This window comes from Alkalimarinus coralli, assembly GCF_023650515.1.
Taxonomy (GTDB): domain Bacteria; phylum Pseudomonadota; class Gammaproteobacteria; order Pseudomonadales; family Oleiphilaceae; genus Alkalimarinus; species Alkalimarinus coralli.
The window spans coordinates 2,891,798-2,913,669 of the sequence record NZ_CP096016.1 but is presented as its reverse complement, the minus strand read 5'-3'; the positions used below and the strand labels follow the sequence as shown (position 1 = coordinate 2,913,669).

Here is a 21,872-nt window from a genome sequence, read left to right as displayed (position 1 = left end):
TATAAAAAAACACCCGCTTTTTACCAAAGAGGGTGTTTCTGTTTTCTTCCTATAACAAACTACTTAGCGAGAGTCTTGCTGCCGTCTGCGTGCCACTGATAGACAACAAAATCAAAACTCTTTAAGTCACCTTTTTCGTCAAACTGAATATCTCCAGTCGGTGTTTTAAAGGTCATTTCACGCATCGCTTTCTGCATTTTCTCGGTATCGGTTGAGTTCGTTTTCTTCATCGCGTCTGTCATTACCTGAACAGCCGAGTAAGCGGTTAAAACGAATGCACCACTGGCGTCCTGGTTTTTTGCTTTGAACGCTTCAACCAAGTCAGCGTTTTCAGGACGCTGGTCAAAACTAGGTGGCAGTGTTACTAGCAGTTGCTCAGATGCTGGGCCAGCAATAGCGCTCAGATCTTTGTTACCCACACCTTCAGGCCCCATGAACTTAGCGTTGAATTTCTTCTCTGCCGACTGGCGAAGAATCAAGCCAAGCTCTGGGTGGTAACCACCGTAATAAACAAAATCAACACCTTCTTTTTGCATTTTTGCAATCAGAGATGAGAAGTCTTTGTCGCCTGCAGTAACACCTTCATACATGACAACATTAACGCCTTTGCTTTCTACTGTTTTCTTTACAGCGCTAGCAATACCTTCACCGTACTGCTGCTTATCGTGAATGATCGCCATTTTGCTTGGCTTCACTTTGTCAGCAATATAGTTTCCGGCAGTTGGTCCCTGATGGCTATCAAGACCTATGGTACGAAATACCATTTTGTAGCCACGAGCAGTGATGTCGGGGCTAGTCGATGCAGCCGTCACCATCATAATGCCTTCATCTTCATAAATGTCAGATGCAGGCTGAGTTGAGCTTGAGCATAGATGCCCTACAACAAAGCTAACACCATCGTTTACAATTTTGTTGGCAACTTGAACTGCCTGTTTTGGGTCACAGGCATCGTCATAAATTATGCCTTCCAGTTGCTTTCCGTTTACGCCGCCGGCTTCGTTGATCTTGGCAATAGCCATTTGAGCGCCAATCATCTGCATGTCGCCATACTGCGCAACAGGGCCTGTGACAGGGCCTGCGAGTGCGATTTTTACTGTCTCTGCCTGAGATAGCGTCGCCGCTCCCATCATCATTAGTGAGGCACTAAAACCGAGAAGCTTCTTGTTCAGTTTTTTCATTATTATGATCCTGATTATTCAAATGATTGCGTTATAGGTGTGGATCACCCTTATTGGTAATTCTTTTTCTTGAACGTCCGGTTCACTGTCATTTTAAACGCGCTTTCTAACTCCTTGGAGTCTTGGGCACCAATCTTACAAACATTGCAGAATGATGAAAAGCCCGAAATTTGTAACGGATATTTAAGCAAGCTTAAGTCAGCCTCACTATATTGCAAGTTAGATTACTCCTGTACGCTGAAGATGGCCTTTTTTTCATGGAGTTATCTGTGGCTGGCTATGGAATCGAACATGCATTTTCTGCTAAAGGCAGAAAAAACAAAGTGCAATAGGTATATATGCTTAGAGACCTTTGCACGACGTTATGAGCGAAGCAAAGACAAGGCAAAAAATGACGAAAAAGCGCAGTATATATGTAATATATGAGCATTTTGAGTCATTTTTTAACGCTGTATTTGTAAGCGCAGTAGTCGTGCAAAGGTCTCGCTTATACACTGTTCGGCTTAAAATATTTCAATCACAGGGTTTAGTCTTGCTCACCAGACGGGGAGTCTGGTTGCGACATTAACTCGAATGCCTGTTTCACTTTGATAGCGTCACTTGCACTGTCCACCTTGAATACCAACTGAGAGGCCTTGCTACGTTTTCCTGAAGCAAAGATAGTCTCAAACCCAACAGTCTGATCTTTTGCCGGGATAGTCACTGCATTATTGCTGTCTTTCTTTCTATTACCAGATCCATGGCGGCGAAGTGTTGCATTGTCGATATCAAGGTTCTTCATATCAAAGAGTTTGTACTCGTTTGAGAATCTCGCATGAACAAATTTTTTGAATGTGGTGCTGTAAAAGACCTTCTCGCCGTACTTGAGTTTGTTGTTAACATACTCAAGTGTGGACTGCCAATTACCCTGAGTATTGGTTTGTGAAGGGCTCAAGCCTGACATTTCAGACTTTAATATCACGGCAGGATTGTCAGGGTTTGCATCAATGATTTTTACCGATGAGCAACCGTATAACGTTACTAGTGAAAACAGAATGCTAATGACAAACTTCATGCTGATATCCTTTAATTGTTGGTTGGGCCGTCAAGCTACCGATTGGTTGAGGTAACTTTTTAAGGAATGTGTGATGGCCTATTATGCCTTATTCTAAACGTTTATTATTGCAGAACGGCGAATATCTGGCTGGAAAACGTCTGTTTTTGACCAGGCAGCGGTTTGAGTGTGCTTTGGGCATAAAAAAAGGCACTTAAGTTGCGATAACCTAGTGCCTAAAGCTCTTCTCAGATGACAGGGAAGTAGTGAAGTAAAATCAATATGCGTATTCTAGTCGTTTGACAAAAAGACAAAATAGGGGATTACCCTTATATGCCACCTTCTGATGAGTTTTATAACGGTATTGCTGCTTGTCCAGTTAGTCTGCCAGGTTTTTTATAGCTCACGGGGATGTCAGAAAACAGATTTTAACATTTCTTTCTGTAGCGAGTTGACGTACATCATTTAGGTTTTGGCCGCAGTTTTCGATACTCTGTCCCACTAGTTTTATATGTCGTAAAACAATAAAAGAGACTTAATGGATATGTCTTCTATATCAGAATTAATGACCCATGATCACCGTAGTTGTGATGAAATTTATGCCAATGCAGAAGAGGCGATCAACTCAGCAGACTTTGAGCAAGGCCTCACGTTATGGCATGAGTTTTGTGACCGGGTTGAGCAACACTTTACGCTGGAAGAGCAAACCCTCTTCCCTGCTTTTGAGTCGGCTACCGGTATGCAAGGGGGGCCAACCATGGTGATGCGAGGTGAGCATTTGCAAATGAGGGAAATGTTCAAGTCGATCACTGCCTCAATTGAGAGCAAAGATGCCGATGAAGCACTAGGGCAGTGTGAATCGCTGATGATTTTTATGCAGCAGCACAATATGAAAGAAGAGCAGGTTCTGTACCCAATGCTGAATGATACCCTGCCCAAAGAGGCTACCGAAAAGCAGATTACTGAGGCGCTGGCTGGCTAATCGTAGCTATGCATTAGTCAGTGGGTACGACAAGAGTTCATGGCTATAACCATAATTCATAGCTATAACAAACTGGTTTGATGTTTAAATCGATAACAGCTTGGAGTGCCCATTTATATTGGGAGAGCGTGCGTGAATACGATCCATTTGGACGTAAGTGAGTTAGAACCTCCTGAGCCCTACAGGATGGCGGTAGAGCTTCTCGCCGCTCTGCCCCATGAGTCCATATTGAATATGGTGCACCGGAAAGAACCCTATCCTTTATATCAAACAGCTGCCGAAATGGGGTTTGACCACAAAACGATCCACCTCCCTGATGGTATTGTGAAGATTCTATTCTGGCATAAAAACAACAGTCAGGCAGCGCAGCTCTATTCTTAATCGAACGCTTCTTTTTTGGCGTAGACTCCTTGTTGTTAATGCTATTTCTGGCCAATACCTTATGAAACGAGATGCATCACTCAATTTTGACTTTGTTCCTTACTGGACGATTCCCTATCGTTTTTTCCTAACCGCACCGTTATTTGCCGTAGCGGGGGGCATTGCTCTGGTTATTTTAGGTGCTCAGCTGCTATGGGACGGAAATGAGGTGCTGTGGCAGAGCCGGTGGTTGAAAGAGGTTATTTTTACCCTTCACTTGATCACGCTTGGCACCATTACGATGGTGATGGTGGGAGCACTGTTTCAGATTACCACTGTGGTGGGAGGGCGTCTTCTGCCGGGCGGAAAGGTGGTGCCTGCCATTGTCTATAGCTCTCTGGTATTGGGCGTTTTATTGTTTCTTGCCGCTATGCTTAATCGCTATACATGGTTGTATGCGGGGGCGGCACTTTTTATTGTGTTTGCATTATTGCTGCTATCTTGTTGTGGTTTGATTGCGATAGGAAAGGCCCAGAGACGTTCGCCGACACTGCTTTCAATGAGATTGGCTATCGTCTCTTTGCTGATCACGATAACTATTGGTGGCGGCCTTCTATTAATGAACGGTTATCCTGATGTGGTGGGTTTTGATCGCCGGTGGACAGATTTTCATCTGCTCTGGGCATTAGCCGGGTGGGTGGGCCTGTTGATAATGGGCGTTAGCTTCCAGGTTGTACCTATGTTTCATGTTACGCCGTCGTTTAGTCAACGCCTCCAAAGCTGGATGCCTGTTCTTACATTCACAAATATCCTCATCACCAGTGCTGTGGCTTTTTTCTATCCTGGCGGGATGTTAGCGGCTATTGCCATGGGCGGGTTACTGGCGTGTTTTGCTGTTTACGCCGGTTGCTTGTGGCGGCTACTCGGCAAGCGCAAACGAAAGATTGAAGATATTACGGTATTGTTTTGGAAAACCGCGATCATCTCTCTGGCGCTGTTTATTGTCATGCAGTGTCTTTCCGGGTTTGGGTTATTTGATCACTGGGGAGATAAGTCTTGGCTTGTTCGCGGGGTAATATTGATCTTTGGCGTGATTGTTTCTGTTCTTGGAGGCATGCTGCAAAAAATTATACCGTTTTTATCGTACCTTCATATGCAGCGCTTCTGCGCAGGCAATTTTGAAGCGATTAAGGCACTGCCTCACATGAGGGCGATACTCAAAATTAAGCACTCGCGATACTTTTTCCGGCTTCATTTGATGAGTTTAGGACTGTTGATCATGATGATCATTGTGCCAGAGTTAACCTTGCTTGCAGGTCTATCTGTTTGTGTGGAATTTTCGTTGCTGTTTTTTATCACTGCAAGAGTGGCAGTCATGGTTTGGAGCGCTGAGCATAAGCCGTTAGCCGTTAGCGCTCTGAAATAGAGACCGCACTGTTAACCTGTATTGCTCCAAACGAATAATCCCCTCTTGGGGCATCCATGGCTGAATGTCGCACCTGATTTATCTGGACTTGCTGAACCTGAACATTTTGATTAATCGTGAGGGTGTTGTTCGAATATGAGGAGCTTGTGCTATTCGCGCTCTCATCATAATAGAGTATGGTCTGGCCGTTTCCAGCGCTTCCCCGCTCGCTAATCTTGAATGTCGAAATGCTATCTTTAGCGTTTATTGATGATGGGGTAAGTGATGAGTCTGCACGAGGTTCAAGTATCTGATCGGCTTCAATATAGTTAACAGAAGCCATTGCTTGATCATTTGCCGCTTCGAGTTGTTTATCACCAGGCTGAACGTTGCCTGCACCACCCGATGCAGGTGACCCCATAATATTAAGGACATTGCCACTCTCGGCAGATATGTTACCCATATCCGACTCGCTCATTGGTTCGACACTGTAAGCTATATTGCTTTGGCATATTGTTAACAATGCAGCACATGAAAGAGCAGCGCTTAAGCTTGATTTTTTCATACAACTCACACTTTATATTTCCTCATGCTTTATCGAACTGCAGACGGGCTGTATCGAATTGCAGAGGACTATTTTTTATGATGGTCATTTATCTTAGCAGCTAACCTGTTTCTGTAGGTTACAGAAAGCAGTAAATGAGAACAAGTGCTCATTTTTTGAGCGCTTAACTCTCTACCTTGCGCCGTTATCCCTAATAACCAGCACCACTAACTCTTTGGGGCCGTGGGCTCCGTATGCGAGGGTTTGCTGAATATCCGCCGTTTTGGATGGGCCTGATATTAATAAAGCATTGGTGGGCATTCCTTTGGTTGACCAGTCTTGTCCCTCTATTAATTCGGAAAAACTGTCCAGTAATACAGATTCACGGAAAAGTGCAACGTGAACGGGAGGCACAAGGGACATCAGCCTTGGCTCTGCTGAGTCAGGCAGCATTACAAGCGTTCCGGTCTCGGCTATGCCTGCTTGTACCTCTGTCAATGAAGCGTCGATATGGTGAAAAAGCGTGTCTTTAAGCTGTTCTATTGGTTGATCGTATGGCACTAAACTTATGCTGCTGGGGCTATTATTGTTAGCCGCCTGCTGGAATGTAAAGCCACTTTTTGAGCTGGGATTATAGAGCCATGTTGATAAGTTTTTTGAGTTTGCAATGCTAAGGAGTTGTTCGACCCACTGATCTTCTGAACTCTCTATCACTTCTGCATGGGCAGCTTCCAGCGCCGCTTTAAAACGTCTAAAGCGTTCTTCATGATTATACTGAGGTGCGCGCCAATTAGATGATAGGGGTTGAGCTGTATAGTTTGTTGACTGGCGAAGCCTATTGAGTATGTTGGCTTTTGAAGAACTCATAACTCGCCTCCACTAGCTCTGTTTTGCTGGCTTTGCTGATTTCGTTTTTTTATCCGTTCGTGGAGTGTTCTGGCGGCTGGAATAGGCGCTGATCGAAAACGAGTCCAAGGTCCTATAGAACGGGGGCTAAAACGACGAAAGCGGGAAGCGAAAAACGTAAATGCGCTGTAGAGCAGGGGGCTACGGTTGAGCGATTCCCACAGCTTCCAGGCAATTGCTTCTTTGACTTTTCGTTGTGATCCAGCGCCTTTCGTAGTTCTTTGCTCGCTGGGCAGTGCAGACTTTTGCTGCCGCAGTTCGCGGATAAGGTCAGGTAACGGAATTTCAACGGGGCAAACCTCGCCGCAGGCACCATTCAGTGAACAGCCTTCTGTCATTTCTCCATGTTTCTCCAGCCCTTCAATCTGCGGCATTACAACCTGACCAATAGGCCCCGGATATACCGTCCCGTAAGCATGGCCACCAATCCGGCTGTATACCGGGCAGTGGTTCATGCAAGCCCCGCAACGGATGCAGCGAAGTGTTTGCTGTAACAACTCATCTTGGTACATGCGGCTTCTGCCGTTATCAAGCAGCACCAGATGCACCTCTTCCGGGCCGTCTTTCTCGCCTGTTTTTCTGGGCGAGCTGATCATATTAAAGTAGGTTGAAATGTTCTGGCCTGTTGCAGAGCGAGTGAGGAGACTCAGCAAAGGGGGGATGTCGGCCAGCTTAGCGACCACTTTTTCGATACCGGTAATCGCAATATGAACAGCAGGAACCGTCGTGCACATGCGGCCATTGCCTTCGTTTTCAACTAAACAGAGCGTACCTGTTTCAGCCACCGCAAAATTGACCCCGGATATGCCAATGTCGGCTTTATAGAATTTTTCTCTTAGAATTCGCCGACCCGTGCCGATGAGTTCGTCTACGTTGTCGGTGTAGTCGACATCAGCTATTTTATCTTCAAAGAGGTGTGCAATTTGTTCTTTGCTCTTATGGATTGCCGGCATGATGATATGAGAGGGTGTTTCGTTGGCAAGCTGGACAATGTATTCCCCCATGTCTGACTCAACACACTCGATACCGTGGTTTTCAAGGTGGTGGTTGAGGCCAACCTCTTCACTGACCATCGACTTGCCCTTTACCGCCAGCTTGCCGCCGTGTTTAGATATCAGCCTTTCAATAATTTCGCAGCCTTGCTTGGCGGTTTCAGCCCAGTGAACCTGAATGCCGTTTTGGCTGCAAGTCGCTTCCAGTTGTTCAAGCAGGTCAGGGAGTTGAGCAAGTGTGTTGGCTTTGATCTGGTGGCCGAGAGTTCGTAGTTCTGCGAGCTCGTCCTGCTCGGGAAAAACCGATTGCCGTTTATCTCGAAGAAAGTCCATCGCACCACGAAAATTATCCCGCAGTTGTTGGTCGGCTAATGCGTCGATGGCTTGTTTTCTAAACTGATTTTGCATTTGCCTAGTCCCAATAGCGATAGTGGGTATCGTCAATGTGGTTAATGGTTTATGAGCTTTTATCCAATCCGGGTGCGCTTCTGCTCAACAAAAAGCTCGCAAGGTGCTCGCCATGCATATTTCTGTTTGTGTTATCCATCACTCCATTGATATTCATTATGCAACCGCAGTCGCCACTGATGAATCGAGATGCCCCGGTATCTTTAATTGCCTGACACTTGTCTTCTGCCATGGCTGCAGATATTTCAGGTTGTTTAACAGAAAAGGTACCCCCAAAACCACAGCATTCGTTGGCTCTGGCTGGCTCGCAAACATCGACATTTTTAAGCTGCCTTAGCAGAGATAAACCATCTTCTGTGACCTCCATTTCACGGCGTGCGCTGCATGAGGTATGCATGGCTACTTTTATTGGCGAGCCATAATCTGTTAATGAAATATTCAATACTCTAACGAGAAACTCAGTGAGTTCGTAGACTCTGGAAGACAGCGCCAATGCCTTTTCACTGAGGTGATGGTTGGCAAATAATTTAGGGTAGTGGTGTTTCATCATTCCGGCGCAAGAAGCGGAAGGGACGACGACAGGAATGTTTTCACTCAATAGCTCGACCTGCTTTGACGCGACGGATATTGCTTCTTTATTGTAGCCAGAGTTAAAGGGCGGCTGGCCACAACAGGTCTGTTGCTGAGGAAAGTCTACAATGATGCCTTCTCGCTCGATCAACTCAATGGCCGAGATGCCTGCCTCCGGGTAAAAAAGGTCGATAAGGCAGGTGCCAAAAAAATAGACGCGTTTCGGTTTGCTCATTGTTTTAATTAACCTTGTTTTTGCTTCACTTATAACGCCGTTCTATGGTCTTACTGTATAGCAAATTGTAAGAAAATATCATCATAATCAGATAGCCATACTTTGGTCTAAGGGCGGTAAAGGGCTATTTTTTGTACTATATCGCTGCCGATTTGATAGTAAACAGAAGCACGATTTTGAGCGTTGATACCTTCTTTATCAAGGCGTTCTTTTCTGTCAGCTTATTTCATTAAGCAAAAAACTGTAATCGGCCTACACTATTAATAACGAAAGCTTATTGAACACTGCTTTTCAGCAATGCGGCACGCTTTATTGGGTTCTGTTTTAAGAAACGACTTATTAAAACGTTGACCCACAGGCAAGTTGCACACAGGCGGCCTATTGACCAGGTCGCCATGAAAAGCACAAAACGTTGTGACGAGTCACCCATAAAAAATAACAGACTCGCACTAAGTGACCTGGCCAGATCTGACTGGTTGCCAAGGGACAAACAGTGATAGTAGGCGAATCAACACTTCTATTGGTTGTGATGAATGCGTGCGCGAGCGCGCTGGATATCAGTATCGTTTCGGCTACTCATTACACTTAAGCGTGTTAGACGTACGATGTTTTTATTAGCAAATACGGCCGTATTTACAGTGTTCGTGTTTGTTGATGACCGATGTGTGCGTCAGACACTTACGTATTTACGTTATGATATTCAGTAGGAGTACCTGATGCACGAGGATGCAGATCCGATAGAAACCCGGGAGTGGTTGGAATCGCTGGAATCGGTTATCGACAATGAGGGCGTTGATCGAGCCAACTATTTGCTGACACGCCTTTCTGAAAGAGCCACACGAGATGGCGCCCAATTACCTTATTCAATTACCACCCCGTTCCGTAACACCATCCCCGCGACAAAAGAAGCAAGAATGCCAGGCGACCTGTTTATGGAACGCCGTATCCGCTCGCTGATTCGCTGGAATGCTCTGGCGATGGTGCTGAGGGCCAATAAGCGCCCAGGAGAGCTAGGCGGGCATATATCAACATTCTCTTCTATCGCCACTATGTACGATGTTGGCTTTAACTATTTTTTCAATGCCGGTAATGAGTCCAGAGACTCAGATCTGGTTTATATCCAAGGGCACTCTGCACCGGGAATCTATGCACGTTCATTTCTGGAAGGACGAATATCAGATGAGCAGATGGATAATTACCGGAATGAAGTCGACGGCAACGGGCTCTCTTCATATCCGCACCCTTGGTTGATGCCCGACTATTGGCAGTTCCCAACGGTTTCGATGGGGCTTGGGCCATTGCAGGCGATTTATCAGGCTCACACGATGAAGTACATGCATAACCGAGAACTGGTGGATAACTCGGATCGCAAAGTCTGGTGCTTTATTGGTGATGGTGAGACCGATGAGCCAGAATCATTAGGCGCTATTTCGCTGGCCGGTCGAGAGAAGCTTGATAACCTGATTTTTGTCGTGAACTGCAACCTGCAACGTTTGGATGGCCCTGTTCGAGGTAACGGAAAAATTATTCAGGAGCTTGAAGGTGTATTTCGTGGCGCAGGCTGGAACGTCATCAAGGTAGTTTGGGGACGACATTGGGACACGTTGTTTGAAAATGATACCGATGGCGTGATGCAAAAGGTGATGGACGAATGTGTTGATGGCGACTTGCAGAACTTCAAAAGTAACGGCCCCGCCTATACGCGTAAAAACTTTTTCGGCCGTTACCCTGAACTGGCCAAGCTGGTTGAACACTTGACCGACGATGATATATCCCAGTTAAACCGGGGAGGGCATGACCCCTATAAAGTTTACGCGGCGTACCATGAAGCGGTAAAAACCAAAGGCCAGCCGACAGTGATTCTGACTCATACCATCAAGGGGTATGGGTTCGGCAGCGCGGGGGAAGCGCAGAACGCGACACACTCGCTGAAAAAGCTCGACATGGATACGCTGAAATCATTCCGAGATCGCTTTGGCATTCCTCTAAGCGATGATGAGTTGAAAGATATTCCTTATTACCGCCCACCTGCTGACAGCCCAGAAATGCTCTATATGCGCAAACGGCGTGAAAGTCTGGGCGGGTTTTATCCTAAAAGACGGAAAGATAGCCGACCACTTACGATTCCCGACCTGGATGTTTTTGAAGGACAGTTAAAAGGTTCCAATGGCCGTGAGATTTCCACCACCATGGCGTTTGTCCGAATACTCTCGACACTCACAAAAGATAAGCGGATTGGGAAACGCATTGTGCCTATTGTTCCTGACGAAGCGCGAACATTTGGTATGGAAGGGATGTTCCGCCAGCTTGGCATCTATACATCAGAAGGTCAGAAGTACGTCCCTCATGACCGTGAACAGATGATGTACTACCGGGAGGATGCGAACGGGCAAATACTTGAAGAAGGCATTAACGAAGCCGGTGCAATGGCCGCCTGGATTGCCTGCGCAACCGCCTATAGCACCAGTGACTATCCGCTCATTCCGTTCTACACCTTTTACTCAATGTTTGGTTATCAGCGGGTCGGCGACCTCTGTTGGGCTGCTGGTGATATGCGTGCCCGAGGCTTTCTAATGGGCGGCACGGCGGGGCGCACAACCTTGAACGGTGAAGGTTTGCAGCATCAGGATGGCCACAGCCATATATTGGCTGGAACAATACCCAACTGTGTCGCTTATGACCCGGCTTATGCCCATGAGTTAGCGGTGATTATTCAAGATGGGATGAGGCGGATGTATGCCGAGAACGAAAGCGTTTATTACTACATCACCATTATGAATGAGAACTATGAACAGCCTGCGATGCCTGAAGGTGCAGAAGAAGGCATCATCAAAGGGATGTACCTGTTAGATGAAGTTAAGGTAAACGCTAAAGGACGAGGCAAGAAACCGCATGTTCAGCTGCTTGGTAGTGGCACCATTTTGAATGAAGTGAGAGCCGCTGCGCAACTACTCGCAGATGATTTTGGCGTCTCATCGGATATATGGAGTGTTACCAGTTTTAATGAGCTGGCTAGAGAAGGGCAGCATATTCGCAGATGGAACATGCTACACCCGGAAGAGAAAGCAAAAGAGAGCTATGTTGCAAGCTGTTTGAAGGACAGGAAAGGCCCAGTGATTGCTTCCAGTGACTATATCAAACTGTACGGCGAACAAATCAGGGCGATGGTGCCGACCGACTACACCGTGTTGGGGACTGATGGTTTCGGGCGCAGTGATACGCGCGAAAAACTGCGGCACTTCTTTGAAGTGGATCGGTTCTTTGTTGTCGTCGCTGCTCTGGAAGCGCTGTCTAAACGCGGCGAGATTGAACAGAAGCATGTGATTGAGGCGATGAGAAAATATAACATCGATCGAAACCTGCCTAACCCGGCAACACGCTAATGAGTACTGACCCTATATTGAGGAGCTTGAGATGAGTAAGAGTGATATCAAGGTTCCCGACATTGGTGGCAGTACCGATGTCGAGGTAATTGAATTATGTGTCGCCCCGGGTGACACGATAGCTGTCGATGATGTGCTTATCGTACTGGAATCAGATAAAGCCACGATGGAAATTCCTGCGCCAGAAGCGGGAGACGTGCTGGAAATGAAACTGGCAGTGGGAGATAAAGTCTCTGAAGGCGATGTGATTTTGTTGATTGAATCGGCAGATTCATCAAACCAGACTGAATCTGCACCGGACAATGACGCCGCAGAAGAAGCGAAAGCAGAGACCAAAGCAGAGGCAGAAAGTGTAGAGGGAGAAACCGAGTCACCTGACGCCTCTTCGGGGGAAGCGTCGGAAGCAAAAACTGAAACCGTGACTGTGCCCGATACCGGAGGTTCAGACAAAGTCACGGTAGTGGAAGTATCCGTGAAGGCCGGTGACAACGTGGCCGAAGAAGACACGTTGATAGTGTTGGAATCAGACAAGGCTACAATGGAAATACCATCACCATTCGCCGGAATCATCGAAAAACTGCTGGTTAAAGAAGGGGACACCGTTGGGACAGGTGACCCGATTGCCGAACTCGCTACCGAGGCAGGCCAAGTCACACAGGCCTCAGCGCAATCAACTCCATCGACAGAGCCACCCGCAGCAGAGTCTAAAGCGGCAGCAGCTAAAAAGAGTGCACCTAAAGCGGCAGCGAGCAACTCAAATGCAGAGCTTCGAAAAGAGCCAAGCCCTGCTGTAGAGCCGGGTATTGATCATAAGGTTCATGCCGGGCCAGCCGTTCGTAAAGTGGCTAGAGAGTTTGGCGTTGAGCTGACTCAAGTGCAGGGTAGTGGGCCTAAAGGGCGCATTTTAAAAGAGGATGTTCAGTCATTTGTTAAAGCCCGGCTGAAGCAAGGCCCGGTTACAGCCGGTTCGGTTGGACATGGTATACCGACCGTCACACTGCCTGACTTTAGCCAATTTGGACCTGTTGAGCGCTCGCCATTAAGCCGCATTCATAAGCTGACCGCAGAGAACATGCACACCAGTTGGTTGAATGTACCTCATGTGACCCAGTTCGATGAGGCTGATATCACCGATATGGAGGCATTCAGAAAGTCACAGAAATCGGTGGCAGAAGCCAAAGGTACCAAACTGACACCGCTACCGTTTATTCTAAAAGCCTGTGCCTATGCAATGAACCGTTATCCGCAGTTCAATGTGTCGATTGATATGGATTCTCATGAGCTGATTCAGAAGCGCTATGTCAATATCGGCATGGCGGTCGATACACCGGCGGGGCTTGTGGTGCCGGTGATTCGAGATGTTGATAAAAAGAGTCTGTGGGAGTTGGCGGAAGAGTGCATCGAGCTGGCGGGCAAGGCAAAAGATAAAAAGCTAAAACCGGCAGAGATGCAGGGCGGTTGCTTTACCATTTCGAGCTTGGGTAGCGTGGGTGGTACCGCGTTTACACCGATCGTCAATACACCAGAGGTGGCGATCTTGGGGGTGTCGAAAGCATCGATGAAACCGGTATGGGATGGACGTGAATTCATCCCTCGGTTGATGCTCCCGTTATCACTCTCTTATGACCATCGAGCGGTAAATGGTGCAGATGCTGCCCGGTTTACCTCGCTGCTGGGGGTGTTGCTCGGAGACCTGAGGCAGTTGCTGTTATAGCACGGCTTTATAACGGCTGTTGTAAATGTGTTTAAAGGCGTTGTATGGGCATTGCAGCGATGCCAAACTAATAAAAAGGCGCAACCAAATGGCTGCGCCTTTTTGTTTACTGTGTAAGTAACGCTTAAAATATTCCAATACAGAGAATAAATTAATCCAGTAGTTTGGGTGTTTTACCGGTAAAATCTATCCAAGAGTTTGTTCCCAAAAGCTCAGCGCCATTAACGCTGGGCTCTTCATAGCGCATCACAAAGTGTTCAGGCCCGTGGGCATAAGCGACGACTAAACCATAATCGGCGTCTAAATATCCTCCATGTGGCACTAACCCCGGGTAACTTATACGCCAAGCCTGGCCGCCAACATCAACGTGCCCCAACGTTAACTTACCAATAACGTTATCCTCCAATAAGAAAAACCACGTCCATGATCCACCAGAAACAATCGTCATGACTTCATCAATACCTACACCATTATCGGCGCTATTGACATGTAACTTGCCAAATTTGTCTTGAAGAAAGGCTTTCACTTCAGGTGTCATCGCCTGCATGTCATAAACCTTGGGGTAGGGGGCTACACCTACTTCAGAGGTCGATAAAAAGCCGCCTCGGTGAGCTTCAGGTTTGCGACCAGCCAGACTTATTTGCTCTAGCAACTGCCCTCGATGTAAAGAAAACATCGAGATGAGTTGAGCGCTTTCATCGGGGGTAATGGCCCTAACTTTAGACGCTTCAAGTATCGGTGTGGCAACTTCAGGCAGTGGTACAGTACTGACTCGAACCCCTACCGAACGTAGTACTTTATTCACTTCGGTGACGCCTGTTGTTACGGCCCTTCCGTCGCTATACGAAAGGGTTAGCTTACCCGCGTCCTCTTCGGGGCTGGCATGGCTGTGTGTTGCTGATAATGCTAATAGCACTGCATACAGTGCCAAGTTTAACCACTTAGTCATAACGTGTTCTCCTCATTTGGCAATCAACGTGGTGCAACTGCTTACAAGGCCAAGTCTAAGACAGGCGACATAGTGGAAAAACAGCATTTCAGTGAATTAGCTATTTACTATGGGTAAACTTAGCCGGGTTTTTGTTGTGATGATTTTACTTTAGGTTAACTGTTTGCGGTGCAAAGGGGGGGGAATTCGTCCAGTAACGAGAGATGGTTTTATCAGCAGTCAGGCTAAGTGATAGTAAATATTAAGTCGCTTATCTGGTGCTTGCTAGCAATCACTTTCTGAAATAATCAATCAAAAAATCGATAAAGGAGCGTACCTTCTGAGACTGTTCTTTGTGATAGGGGTAAATGGCATAAAGCGCGTGTTTATCGGCCTCCCAGCAGGGTAATAGTTTTGTGAGCTGCCCCGACTTTAGCTCCTTATCTATAAACAGTTCTGGCATAAGCATGACTCCTAACCCTGCGAGAGCCGCTTGCTTTACCGCCAAGCCATTGTTTACGGCGTAAGAGCCAGGCGGCAGGTCAACGGCATGTGTCTGACCATTATTGTGAAACACCCAGTGCCGGGGAGATGAAGACAAGGTATAGGTCAGGCAGTTGTGGTAAATCAGATCGCTTGGGGCCGTGAGTGGTTTGGCACGCTCAATATACTCAGGCGAAGCACAAAGGATACGATTTAACTCCAGTAGCTTGCGGGACTTAAAGCTGGAGCTTTTTAGCTCTCCACCTCCTCGAATGGCGATATCTATGCCTTTTTCAACGAGATCTACATATTGATCACTCATGATCACTTCGATAGATATTTCAGGATTAAGGCGCATAAACGCGCAGACAGCAGGGTTTATCTCAAGCAGCCCGACAGACATCGGGACGCTAACCTTAATTGTGCCCCTCAGGTGATTAGAAGACTCAATGATGGATAAGTCCGCATGTGATAAGTCATCCAAAATAGCGCATACGTGGTTGTAGTAGGTCTGCCCATGTTCCGTAATGTGCATTTTTCTGGTTGTGCGGTTGATTAATGGGCTTTTAAGGTAGTCCTCCAGTTCATTGATATTTTTGCTTATAGCCGCTTTGGACAAATCTAAATCTTCGGCGGCTGCTTTAAAACTCCCTAACTCTATAACGCGCCTAAATACTGTAATTGCCCTTAGTTTGTCCATTTTTGAAATGCCCACGTGTTTACTGTTGGTAAATTATCATATCACCAGAATGATGTTTATTCACTTTGATGGTGTGGCTATATTGCTATTCAGTCAAACAGGAGCAGCTTGGTTTCTGACCGTATGAGAGTTCATGAAAAACGGCTTGGGTGCTTTGATCAATGCTTTAACTATTTAGCAGGTATTTGCGGGAGCATAGTATGGCGATATTAGACAATGGGATATGGTATCCCGACGGTGATATAAACCAGATATCGAAACCAGACCGCTTTGAATTTCCGAACACACCTGAAGCGGGTCGATATCACTTGTATATGTCTCTGGCTTGCCCGTTCGCCCATCGACCCTATTTGGTCATTAATTATTTAGGGTTGGAGCATACGGTCTCAGTTTCTACTGTTGCCTCAAAACGCGGCTCAGATGGCTGGGTATTTGACGATGAACACCCTGATACCGTAAACGGAACTCAGGGTTTGGTAGACCTATATCTAAAATCAAATCCGCACTACTCGGGAAGGGTTACCGTGCCTGTTCTCTGGGATAAACATAAGAACGTTATTGTAGGGGATGACTCATCATTTATGGCAATGGCGCTTGCTACAAAATGGCTACCGTTGGCAAAGAATCCGGTTGAGCTAGTACCTGCGCATTTGGCCGCTGAAATATCAACGCTAAATGATTGGCTGCACCAGCAGGTTAATCGAAAGGTATATCATGTTGGTTTTGCTTCCGAACAGGATGCGTACAATATCGCGAGCGATGAGCTGTTTACGGCATTAGAACAGCTTAATGACCGGTTGGGTCAATCATCTTATTTGCACGGAGATGAAATCACGCTATCCGACCTCTTTTTATTACCAACATTGGTGCGTTTTGAAGCCGTGTATGCGCTTCATTTTAAGGCCAACAAGAGAGCCCTTTGTTCGTTAGTTCATTTGTATGAGTATATGTTAAGGCTAGTTCGCTTGCCTCGCATCAGGGAGACAATCGATCTGGGCTACATGAAACTTCACTATTACTTCTCCCATAAACAGATCAACCCAACGGGGATTGTGCCAGCAGGGCCTGAAATTATCTGGTAGTTTGTAATACGCTGTTTTGGCAGTTTAGTTAAGCTAAACATATCCTGCTACACGAAGAAGAGCTGTGTTACGCAGCTCATCCCACAGAATGTCGTAGTAGCCATCTTCATTGTTGGTAAAAAGAACGCTTAATATGGCGTTAAGTAAATATGGCTATATTGCTGTTTAATAAAGGTTTATTTGCTCCGAGTTGCAGAACCTGGGTTATACAAACCCTCTTTGAGTTAGTGCGAATTATGGTAGTAGTTGAATATGTAATACAGCAGCTGTCTAATACGGTAAATTACAGTAGCTGGATAAGACACTGTTAAGACTAAAAATTGACATCTCGCCATATGTACATACAATGTACATATGATTAAGTTCGAATGGGATGAAGCCAAGGCTAAATTCAATATTAAAAAACATGGCATAAACTTCGAAGAAGCTAAATCTGTTTTCTTTGATGAGTACGCCATCCAGTTTTACGATGACGAAAGCTCACAGCTTGAAGAAGACCGCTTTTTAATGCTTGGTACAAGCAATGAGGCAAATGTTCTTCTGGTTTGTCATTGTGAACGCGAAGACGGTGAAACCATTCGAATAATATCCGCAAGGAAAGCTACTAAATCAGAACGTAAATATTATGAAGGTGGCTAACATGAAAGCAGAATACGACCTTTCAAAAATGAAGTCGCGTAAAAACCCTTACGCTTCAAAGCTTAAAAAGCCTGTGACTATTAGGTTAAGCGAAGATGTCGTGGCATATTTTAAAGATATGTCAGAAGAAAATGGCGTTCCATATCAGAGCCTTATCAATCTATATCTAAGAGATTGTGTTGCTCAACATCGAACTCTCAATTTAACCTGGAACAAAAGACCTTAACCAACAGCTCAAACGGACTCCGTACAAGTCGCACCTTTTTTGTTCCAAAAAAGTCGCCACTTGTACTCCGCCGTTTAGCAGGGCGTTGAGGCTGTAGAATAACTAAATTGGATTTTGTTCAAGTGATATTGAACATAAAATAGACAAAAAATGGCGCGGTTACGTGAAAAGTAGATAGGTTTTACCTCTACTTTTCATTTTAAATTAACGTACGCGCGCTTCATTGAAAGCCGGGCAGGTTTTTCTACAAGCTCGTTAGAAGTTTTCATCATCACAAGGAATTACAGTGAGTTATCAAAAGAAAAAGTTATTATTTCTTATCGCAGTACTTGTCATACTTGGTGCAACTCATAAATTATTGAGTGTACCGTCAACATCAATTGAAGCTGCTTTTGACGATGCAGGTTGGCACTACTGGTTGTTCATGGCTTACATGATTTACCTCTTATACTATGTAGTAACACTTAAGTGTAAGTATTGCGGCAAAAAACAAATAATAAGAGGCTTGTTTATACATGAGTGGTACTGGCCAAAAGATAAGTGCTGGAACTGCCTTCACGAACTCAAAAAATAACAGTGACTTCTAACCAGCAGCTGCAACGGATTCCGTATTTTTGCTCTTTTATTGCAAAAGACCCGCAATAAGGTGGGCCAAAATACTCCACCGTTGAGCCGGACGTTAAATGGCCAACGAGCTTGAGAGTATGAGCCAGACTTATGGAAAAGATTCTTAAAGATTTGAAAAATCTGGATATTGATCTCAATTGGTATTTTGAAGATTCAAAATATCAGCATCTAATCGACTCTCAATTTTCTTCAATCTTAGAGAGGTTGAAGTTTCTACTTCGTAAAGACGGACTTGACTCGATTGGCTTTGAGATAGATGCTTCCTTAAAAAACATAGATAATATAACTGGTCAGGCATCTTACTTAGTGAACGTACTTGAGTACGAACTAGGTACTTCGCTTAAAGCAAGCCTAACCCCCAGCGAGAGAGTTTCAGCAATAAATGATATAGCTTATCACCTTCAAGATATGATGGTCACATCTGAGATAAATGCCTATTTGTCTGCATTTGGAATTCAAACTGACGATGTATCAATTGTTCCGAGTAAGAGAGTCTATGTTCAAGACCTCCTGAAGCAGGTTAACTCGAATGTTATATCGCAAATAATTTGCGACCTAAAGCTCGATAAACAAGGGACTGTATGTTCTAAAACACTTATCGAAATGATCAAAGGCAATGATCTATATTCAGTCATCTCTGATTTTGATAGAGCAATAAAATCTATTGATTCGGACCCAGATCAGGCAATTGCAAGTTCTTCCTCAACACTTGAAAGCATTTGCAAATGCATACTTGAACTAGAAGGTGAGCAGATCCCAAAAAAGCAGAATATTTCTAATCTACTGAGCACTACTTCTAAGGTGCTTAACCTGTCTCCAGAAGACTATGATAACGCCGAAATTAAAAGGGTGCTCGGAGGGATTCACAATGTAATAGTTGGTATCGGGGCGCTCAGAACGGGCTATAGTTCAGCTCATGGTCACGGGGTAAAAAGGTACGCCTTGTCGGCAAGGCATGTAAGGATGTTGGTAAACAGCATGGTTACGTATGGTACGTTTATGCTAGAAACTTACTTGGAACAAGTAGAGCGTGCAAAAAATATTTAACATCTATATGACCGGTGCTTGTCAAGGGCACAAATGCCTGAAGGCCCGCAAGGATAGGGACTCGAAAATTTAAATTTTCCCTATTTTTCGTTTGGTTCACCACTGCCGATTTTTTCATCTACGTAGTCGGTTCAGAAGAACAACTGTTAATATGGGTGTCTTGTTTATCGGCAGTCTTCAGTTAAACTATCGGCCTTTTAACCCCCCCCTTGAAGTTTAACAAGAGTGAAACTATGGCCGATACACAATTTGGTTCAAACGAGCCCGTCATTTTTACCATGCTAATGACGCCAGATATGGCTAACTTCTCAGGTAATGTACACGGCGGTAACCTTTTAAAATTATTGGATCAAGTGGCTTATACCTGTGCAGCACGCTACAGCGGTAAATATGCAGTCACCCTGTCAGTCGATCAGGTTGTCTTTAAACAGGCGATTAAAATAGGCGAGGTCGTGACGTTTTATAGTTCGGTTAACTATGTCGGCAACACGTCTATGGAGGTCGGCGTGAAGGTTGTCGCGGAAGATATTCATACACACGAGAAAAGACACACAAATAGCTGCTATTTCACGATGGTCGCTGTTGATGAGACGGGAAAACCCTGCACAGTACCGCCGTTAGATTTCCAAGGGGATCGCCAAAAGGGTCGTTATATAGCAGCAAAGCTACGCAAAGAGCTTAGAAAAGAGCACGACAAAAGGCTCAAAGAGGTTCATGACACATGGATTGGAAACTACGATACGATGACTGAAGAAGAAATTGACGCCGAGTTTCAAAAGTACCGAAACTCCTGATTATTTTCTCATCTCAGGTCTGCATCATTGTAAGCGGTAATTAATTCACACCTTGCGGTAACGTTTCGTTCATGAGCAAAGTCGTTAGGTCCTGATTCCATGGCAGCAGTGCCTCCACGTCATTGACGTTTGCGACTAACGGTAACTGGGTAAACAGCTGCTTGAGATAAGCATAAGGCTCCAGTCCATTCGCTTTGGCTGTTTCGATAACACTATAAATTCGGGCGCTGGTATGGGCTCCTTTCGGGGTATCACTAAACAACCAGTTTTTACGCCCCACTACGAACGGGCGAATAGCATTTTCCGCAACATTGTTATCGATCTGTAGTTGGCCATCGTCTAAATATATGGTCAAGCGCGACCAGTATTTATCCATATAATGCAGGGCCTTTCCCAGTAAAGTGGTCGGTGGCACCGTCGAGACAGTTTTGTCTAACCATTTTCGAAGCTTGTCTATTACCGGTTTCGCTTTTTCCTGTCGCATTTGATAGCGGGTTTCCGGTTTCGCACTTTTATAAGCCCGTTCAAGTCCATACAGTTTACCGATCATGTCGATGGCAACATCAGCTTTTCCTCTGGTCTTGACTTTATTTTTAGGTTGCGCTTTTTTTGCTTCCATAAACTTGCGCCTAGCATGCGCCATACAGCAGAGCTGGGTAATACCTGGTTGTGACGCGACGGCATTATAGCCCTCATAACCATCGGTATGCAGGTAGCCTTGATAGCCGGACAACAGGCGCAGAGGTACCTGACCGGAACGACTCTGATCATAATCAAACAGGACAATACGTTGTTGTGGTGGCCCCGCAACCTGGACCCACATATAGGATTGACTACTGGCAGGTTTGTCCGGTTCTTTAAGAACCTTAACCACCGTTTCATCGCAATGAATGACGGGGCTCTCAAGCAATCGGTCACGCATTAGATTGATCAGTGGTTGCAGTAACTCACTGACACGGGTCATCCAGTTCGCTAGTGTCTGCCGAGGAAGGTGAATGCCTACACGATTGAACATGCCTTCTTGTCTGTAAAGCGGTAACGCATCCTGATACTTTGAGACCGCAACATGAGCCAACAATCCCGCACTGGCGTTGCTCTTTGGGATTGGTTGAGCTGGCTTGGTGGCTATTTTGATATTCCCCTCGCAGGCCTTGCAGGCATACTTTTTCTGAATATGCTGCAGTACGCGGATTTTGGCAGGAATGATATCAAGCTGTTCCGATGTTTCTTCACCCATTTCCGTGAGTTGACAGCCACAAGGACATTGAAGCTCAGATTCAGGAAGATCATAGATTACTTTAACGCGAGGCAGTTCAGACGGTAATGGTTTACGGCCACGAGTCTTGGCTTTAGTTTTAGTTTCAGAACTTGGGGTAGCTTCCGCATCGAGTTCAATAATAGGATCTTCTGCGGCTGCTTCAGCCTCATCAAAGAGTTCACCCTGACCCGGCGCTTTCTCGCTTTGCGAGGCAAATTTACGATGTAGGAACAGACGCCACTGCTCCTCTAGATGCTCCACACGAGCCTGCTTTTTATCCAACAGCACTTGTTGCTCTTGTACTAAAGCCTTAAGGCTTTCAACGTCGTCAGGTAGGTTGTCCGGGGTGATTTTCATGCCTGGTATTATACCCAAAAT

The 21,872-nt window shown here is 45.7% G+C and carries 19 protein-coding genes; 10 read left to right on the top strand and 9 right to left on the bottom strand.

The window, feature by feature from the left end:
• Window positions 1–59: 59 nt before the first annotated feature.
• Window positions 60–1,178: a branched-chain amino acid ABC transporter substrate-binding protein gene (locus MY523_RS13080; RefSeq protein ID WP_250655140.1), complete on the bottom strand. Its 1,119-nt coding sequence runs from the start codon at window positions 1,176–1,178 to the stop codon at window positions 60–62.
• A gap of 526 nt (window positions 1,179–1,704) precedes the next feature.
• A complete protein-coding gene (locus MY523_RS13075) occupies window positions 1,705–2,232 on the bottom strand; it encodes a hypothetical protein (protein ID WP_250655139.1) in 528 nt (175 codons plus the stop codon).
• A gap of 517 nt (window positions 2,233–2,749) precedes the next feature.
• Here MY523_RS13075 and MY523_RS13070 point away from each other — a divergent pair.
• The 3 genes from MY523_RS13070 to MY523_RS13060 all read left to right on the top strand — a co-directional run bounded on the left by MY523_RS13070 (window position 2,750) and on the right by MY523_RS13060 (window position 4,979).
• Window positions 2,750–3,193 carry a hemerythrin domain-containing protein gene (locus MY523_RS13070; protein ID WP_250655138.1) on the top strand — a complete coding sequence of 148 codons (444 nt, stop codon included), beginning with the start codon at window positions 2,750–2,752 and terminating at the stop codon, window positions 3,191–3,193.
• A gap of 132 nt (window positions 3,194–3,325) precedes the next feature.
• A complete protein-coding gene (locus MY523_RS13065) occupies window positions 3,326–3,574 on the top strand; it encodes a DUF2249 domain-containing protein (protein ID WP_250655137.1) in 249 nt (82 codons plus the stop codon).
• 61 nt (window positions 3,575–3,635) lie between these two features.
• Window positions 3,636–4,979, top strand: a complete 1,344-nt coding sequence (locus MY523_RS13060) for a hypothetical protein (RefSeq protein WP_250655136.1) — start codon at window positions 3,636–3,638, stop codon at window positions 4,977–4,979.
• On the opposite strand, the gene MY523_RS13055 is transcribed toward MY523_RS13060, so the two are convergent.
• The 4 genes from MY523_RS13055 to MY523_RS13040 all read right to left on the bottom strand — a co-directional run bounded on the left by MY523_RS13055 (window position 4,963) and on the right by MY523_RS13040 (window position 8,613).
• Window positions 4,963–5,523, bottom strand: a complete 561-nt coding sequence (locus tag MY523_RS13055) for a hypothetical protein (protein WP_250655135.1) — start codon at window positions 5,521–5,523, stop codon at window positions 4,963–4,965. The two genes, MY523_RS13060 and MY523_RS13055, sit on opposite strands and share 17 nt — an antisense overlap.
• Before the next feature lie 171 nt (window positions 5,524–5,694).
• Window positions 5,695–6,369, bottom strand: coding sequence for a LutC/YkgG family protein (locus MY523_RS13050; protein ID WP_250655134.1), 675 nt, complete (start codon window positions 6,367–6,369; stop codon window positions 5,695–5,697).
• A complete protein-coding gene (locus MY523_RS13045; RefSeq protein WP_250655133.1) occupies window positions 6,366–7,808 on the bottom strand; it encodes a LutB/LldF family L-lactate oxidation iron-sulfur protein in 1,443 nt (480 codons plus the stop codon). Before MY523_RS13045 ends, MY523_RS13050 begins: the two co-directional genes overlap by 4 nt.
• A gap of 49 nt (window positions 7,809–7,857) precedes the next feature.
• Window positions 7,858–8,613, bottom strand: a complete 756-nt coding sequence (locus MY523_RS13040) for a (Fe-S)-binding protein (protein ID WP_250655132.1) — start codon at window positions 8,611–8,613, stop codon at window positions 7,858–7,860.
• Between the two features lie 716 nt (window positions 8,614–9,329).
• Between MY523_RS13040 and aceE the strand changes: the two genes are divergently transcribed.
• Both aceE and aceF read left to right on the top strand, forming a co-directional pair.
• The gene (aceE, locus tag MY523_RS13035; protein WP_250655131.1) at window positions 9,330–11,996 is read left to right on the top strand and encodes a pyruvate dehydrogenase (acetyl-transferring), homodimeric type; all 2,667 of its coding nucleotides are present in this window, start codon (window positions 9,330–9,332) and stop codon (window positions 11,994–11,996) included.
• A 31-nt stretch (window positions 11,997–12,027) separates the two neighbouring features.
• Entirely contained in the window at window positions 12,028–13,710 is a 1,683-nt protein-coding gene (gene aceF / locus MY523_RS13030; protein WP_250655130.1) for a dihydrolipoyllysine-residue acetyltransferase, read from the top strand.
• A gap of 151 nt (window positions 13,711–13,861) precedes the next feature.
• Here the strand turns inward: aceF and MY523_RS13025 are convergent, their stop codons facing one another.
• Together MY523_RS13025 and MY523_RS13020 are read right to left on the bottom strand one after the other, a co-directional pair.
• The gene (locus MY523_RS13025; RefSeq protein ID WP_250655129.1) at window positions 13,862–14,659 is read right to left on the bottom strand and encodes a hypothetical protein; all 798 of its coding nucleotides are present in this window, start codon (window positions 14,657–14,659) and stop codon (window positions 13,862–13,864) included.
• Between the two features lie 271 nt (window positions 14,660–14,930).
• Window positions 14,931–15,821, bottom strand: a complete 891-nt coding sequence (locus MY523_RS13020; protein ID WP_250655128.1) for a LysR family transcriptional regulator — start codon at window positions 15,819–15,821, stop codon at window positions 14,931–14,933.
• A gap of 200 nt (window positions 15,822–16,021) precedes the next feature.
• Between MY523_RS13020 and MY523_RS13015 the strand changes: the two genes are divergently transcribed.
• The 5 genes from MY523_RS13015 (at window position 16,022) to MY523_RS12995 (ending at window position 20,236) form a co-directional block, all read left to right on the top strand.
• Window positions 16,022–16,903 (top strand): glutathione S-transferase C-terminal domain-containing protein, encoded by an 882-nt coding sequence (locus MY523_RS13015; RefSeq protein WP_250655127.1) that lies wholly within the window; start codon window positions 16,022–16,024, stop codon window positions 16,901–16,903.
• A 354-nt stretch (window positions 16,904–17,257) separates the two neighbouring features.
• Complete coding sequence (locus MY523_RS13010; RefSeq protein ID WP_250655126.1) at window positions 17,258–17,542, top strand: BrnT family toxin; 285 nt, start codon at window positions 17,258–17,260, stop codon at window positions 17,540–17,542.
• 1 nt (window position 17,543) lies between these two features.
• The gene (locus tag MY523_RS13005) at window positions 17,544–17,768 is read left to right on the top strand and encodes a BrnA antitoxin family protein (RefSeq protein WP_250655125.1); all 225 of its coding nucleotides are present in this window, start codon (window positions 17,544–17,546) and stop codon (window positions 17,766–17,768) included.
• 717 nt (window positions 17,769–18,485) lie between these two features.
• Entirely contained in the window at window positions 18,486–19,442 is a 957-nt protein-coding gene (locus tag MY523_RS13000) for an abortive infection family protein (RefSeq protein WP_250655124.1), read from the top strand.
• 233 nt (window positions 19,443–19,675) lie between these two features.
• Window positions 19,676–20,236: an acyl-CoA thioesterase gene (locus MY523_RS12995; protein WP_250655123.1), complete on the top strand. Its 561-nt coding sequence runs from the start codon at window positions 19,676–19,678 to the stop codon at window positions 20,234–20,236.
• A gap of 40 nt (window positions 20,237–20,276) precedes the next feature.
• On the opposite strand, the gene tnpC is transcribed toward MY523_RS12995, so the two are convergent.
• Window positions 20,277–21,851: an IS66 family transposase gene (gene tnpC, locus MY523_RS12990; protein ID WP_250655122.1), complete on the bottom strand. Its 1,575-nt coding sequence runs from the start codon at window positions 21,849–21,851 to the stop codon at window positions 20,277–20,279.
• Between the last annotated feature and the right edge of the window lie 21 nt (window positions 21,852–21,872).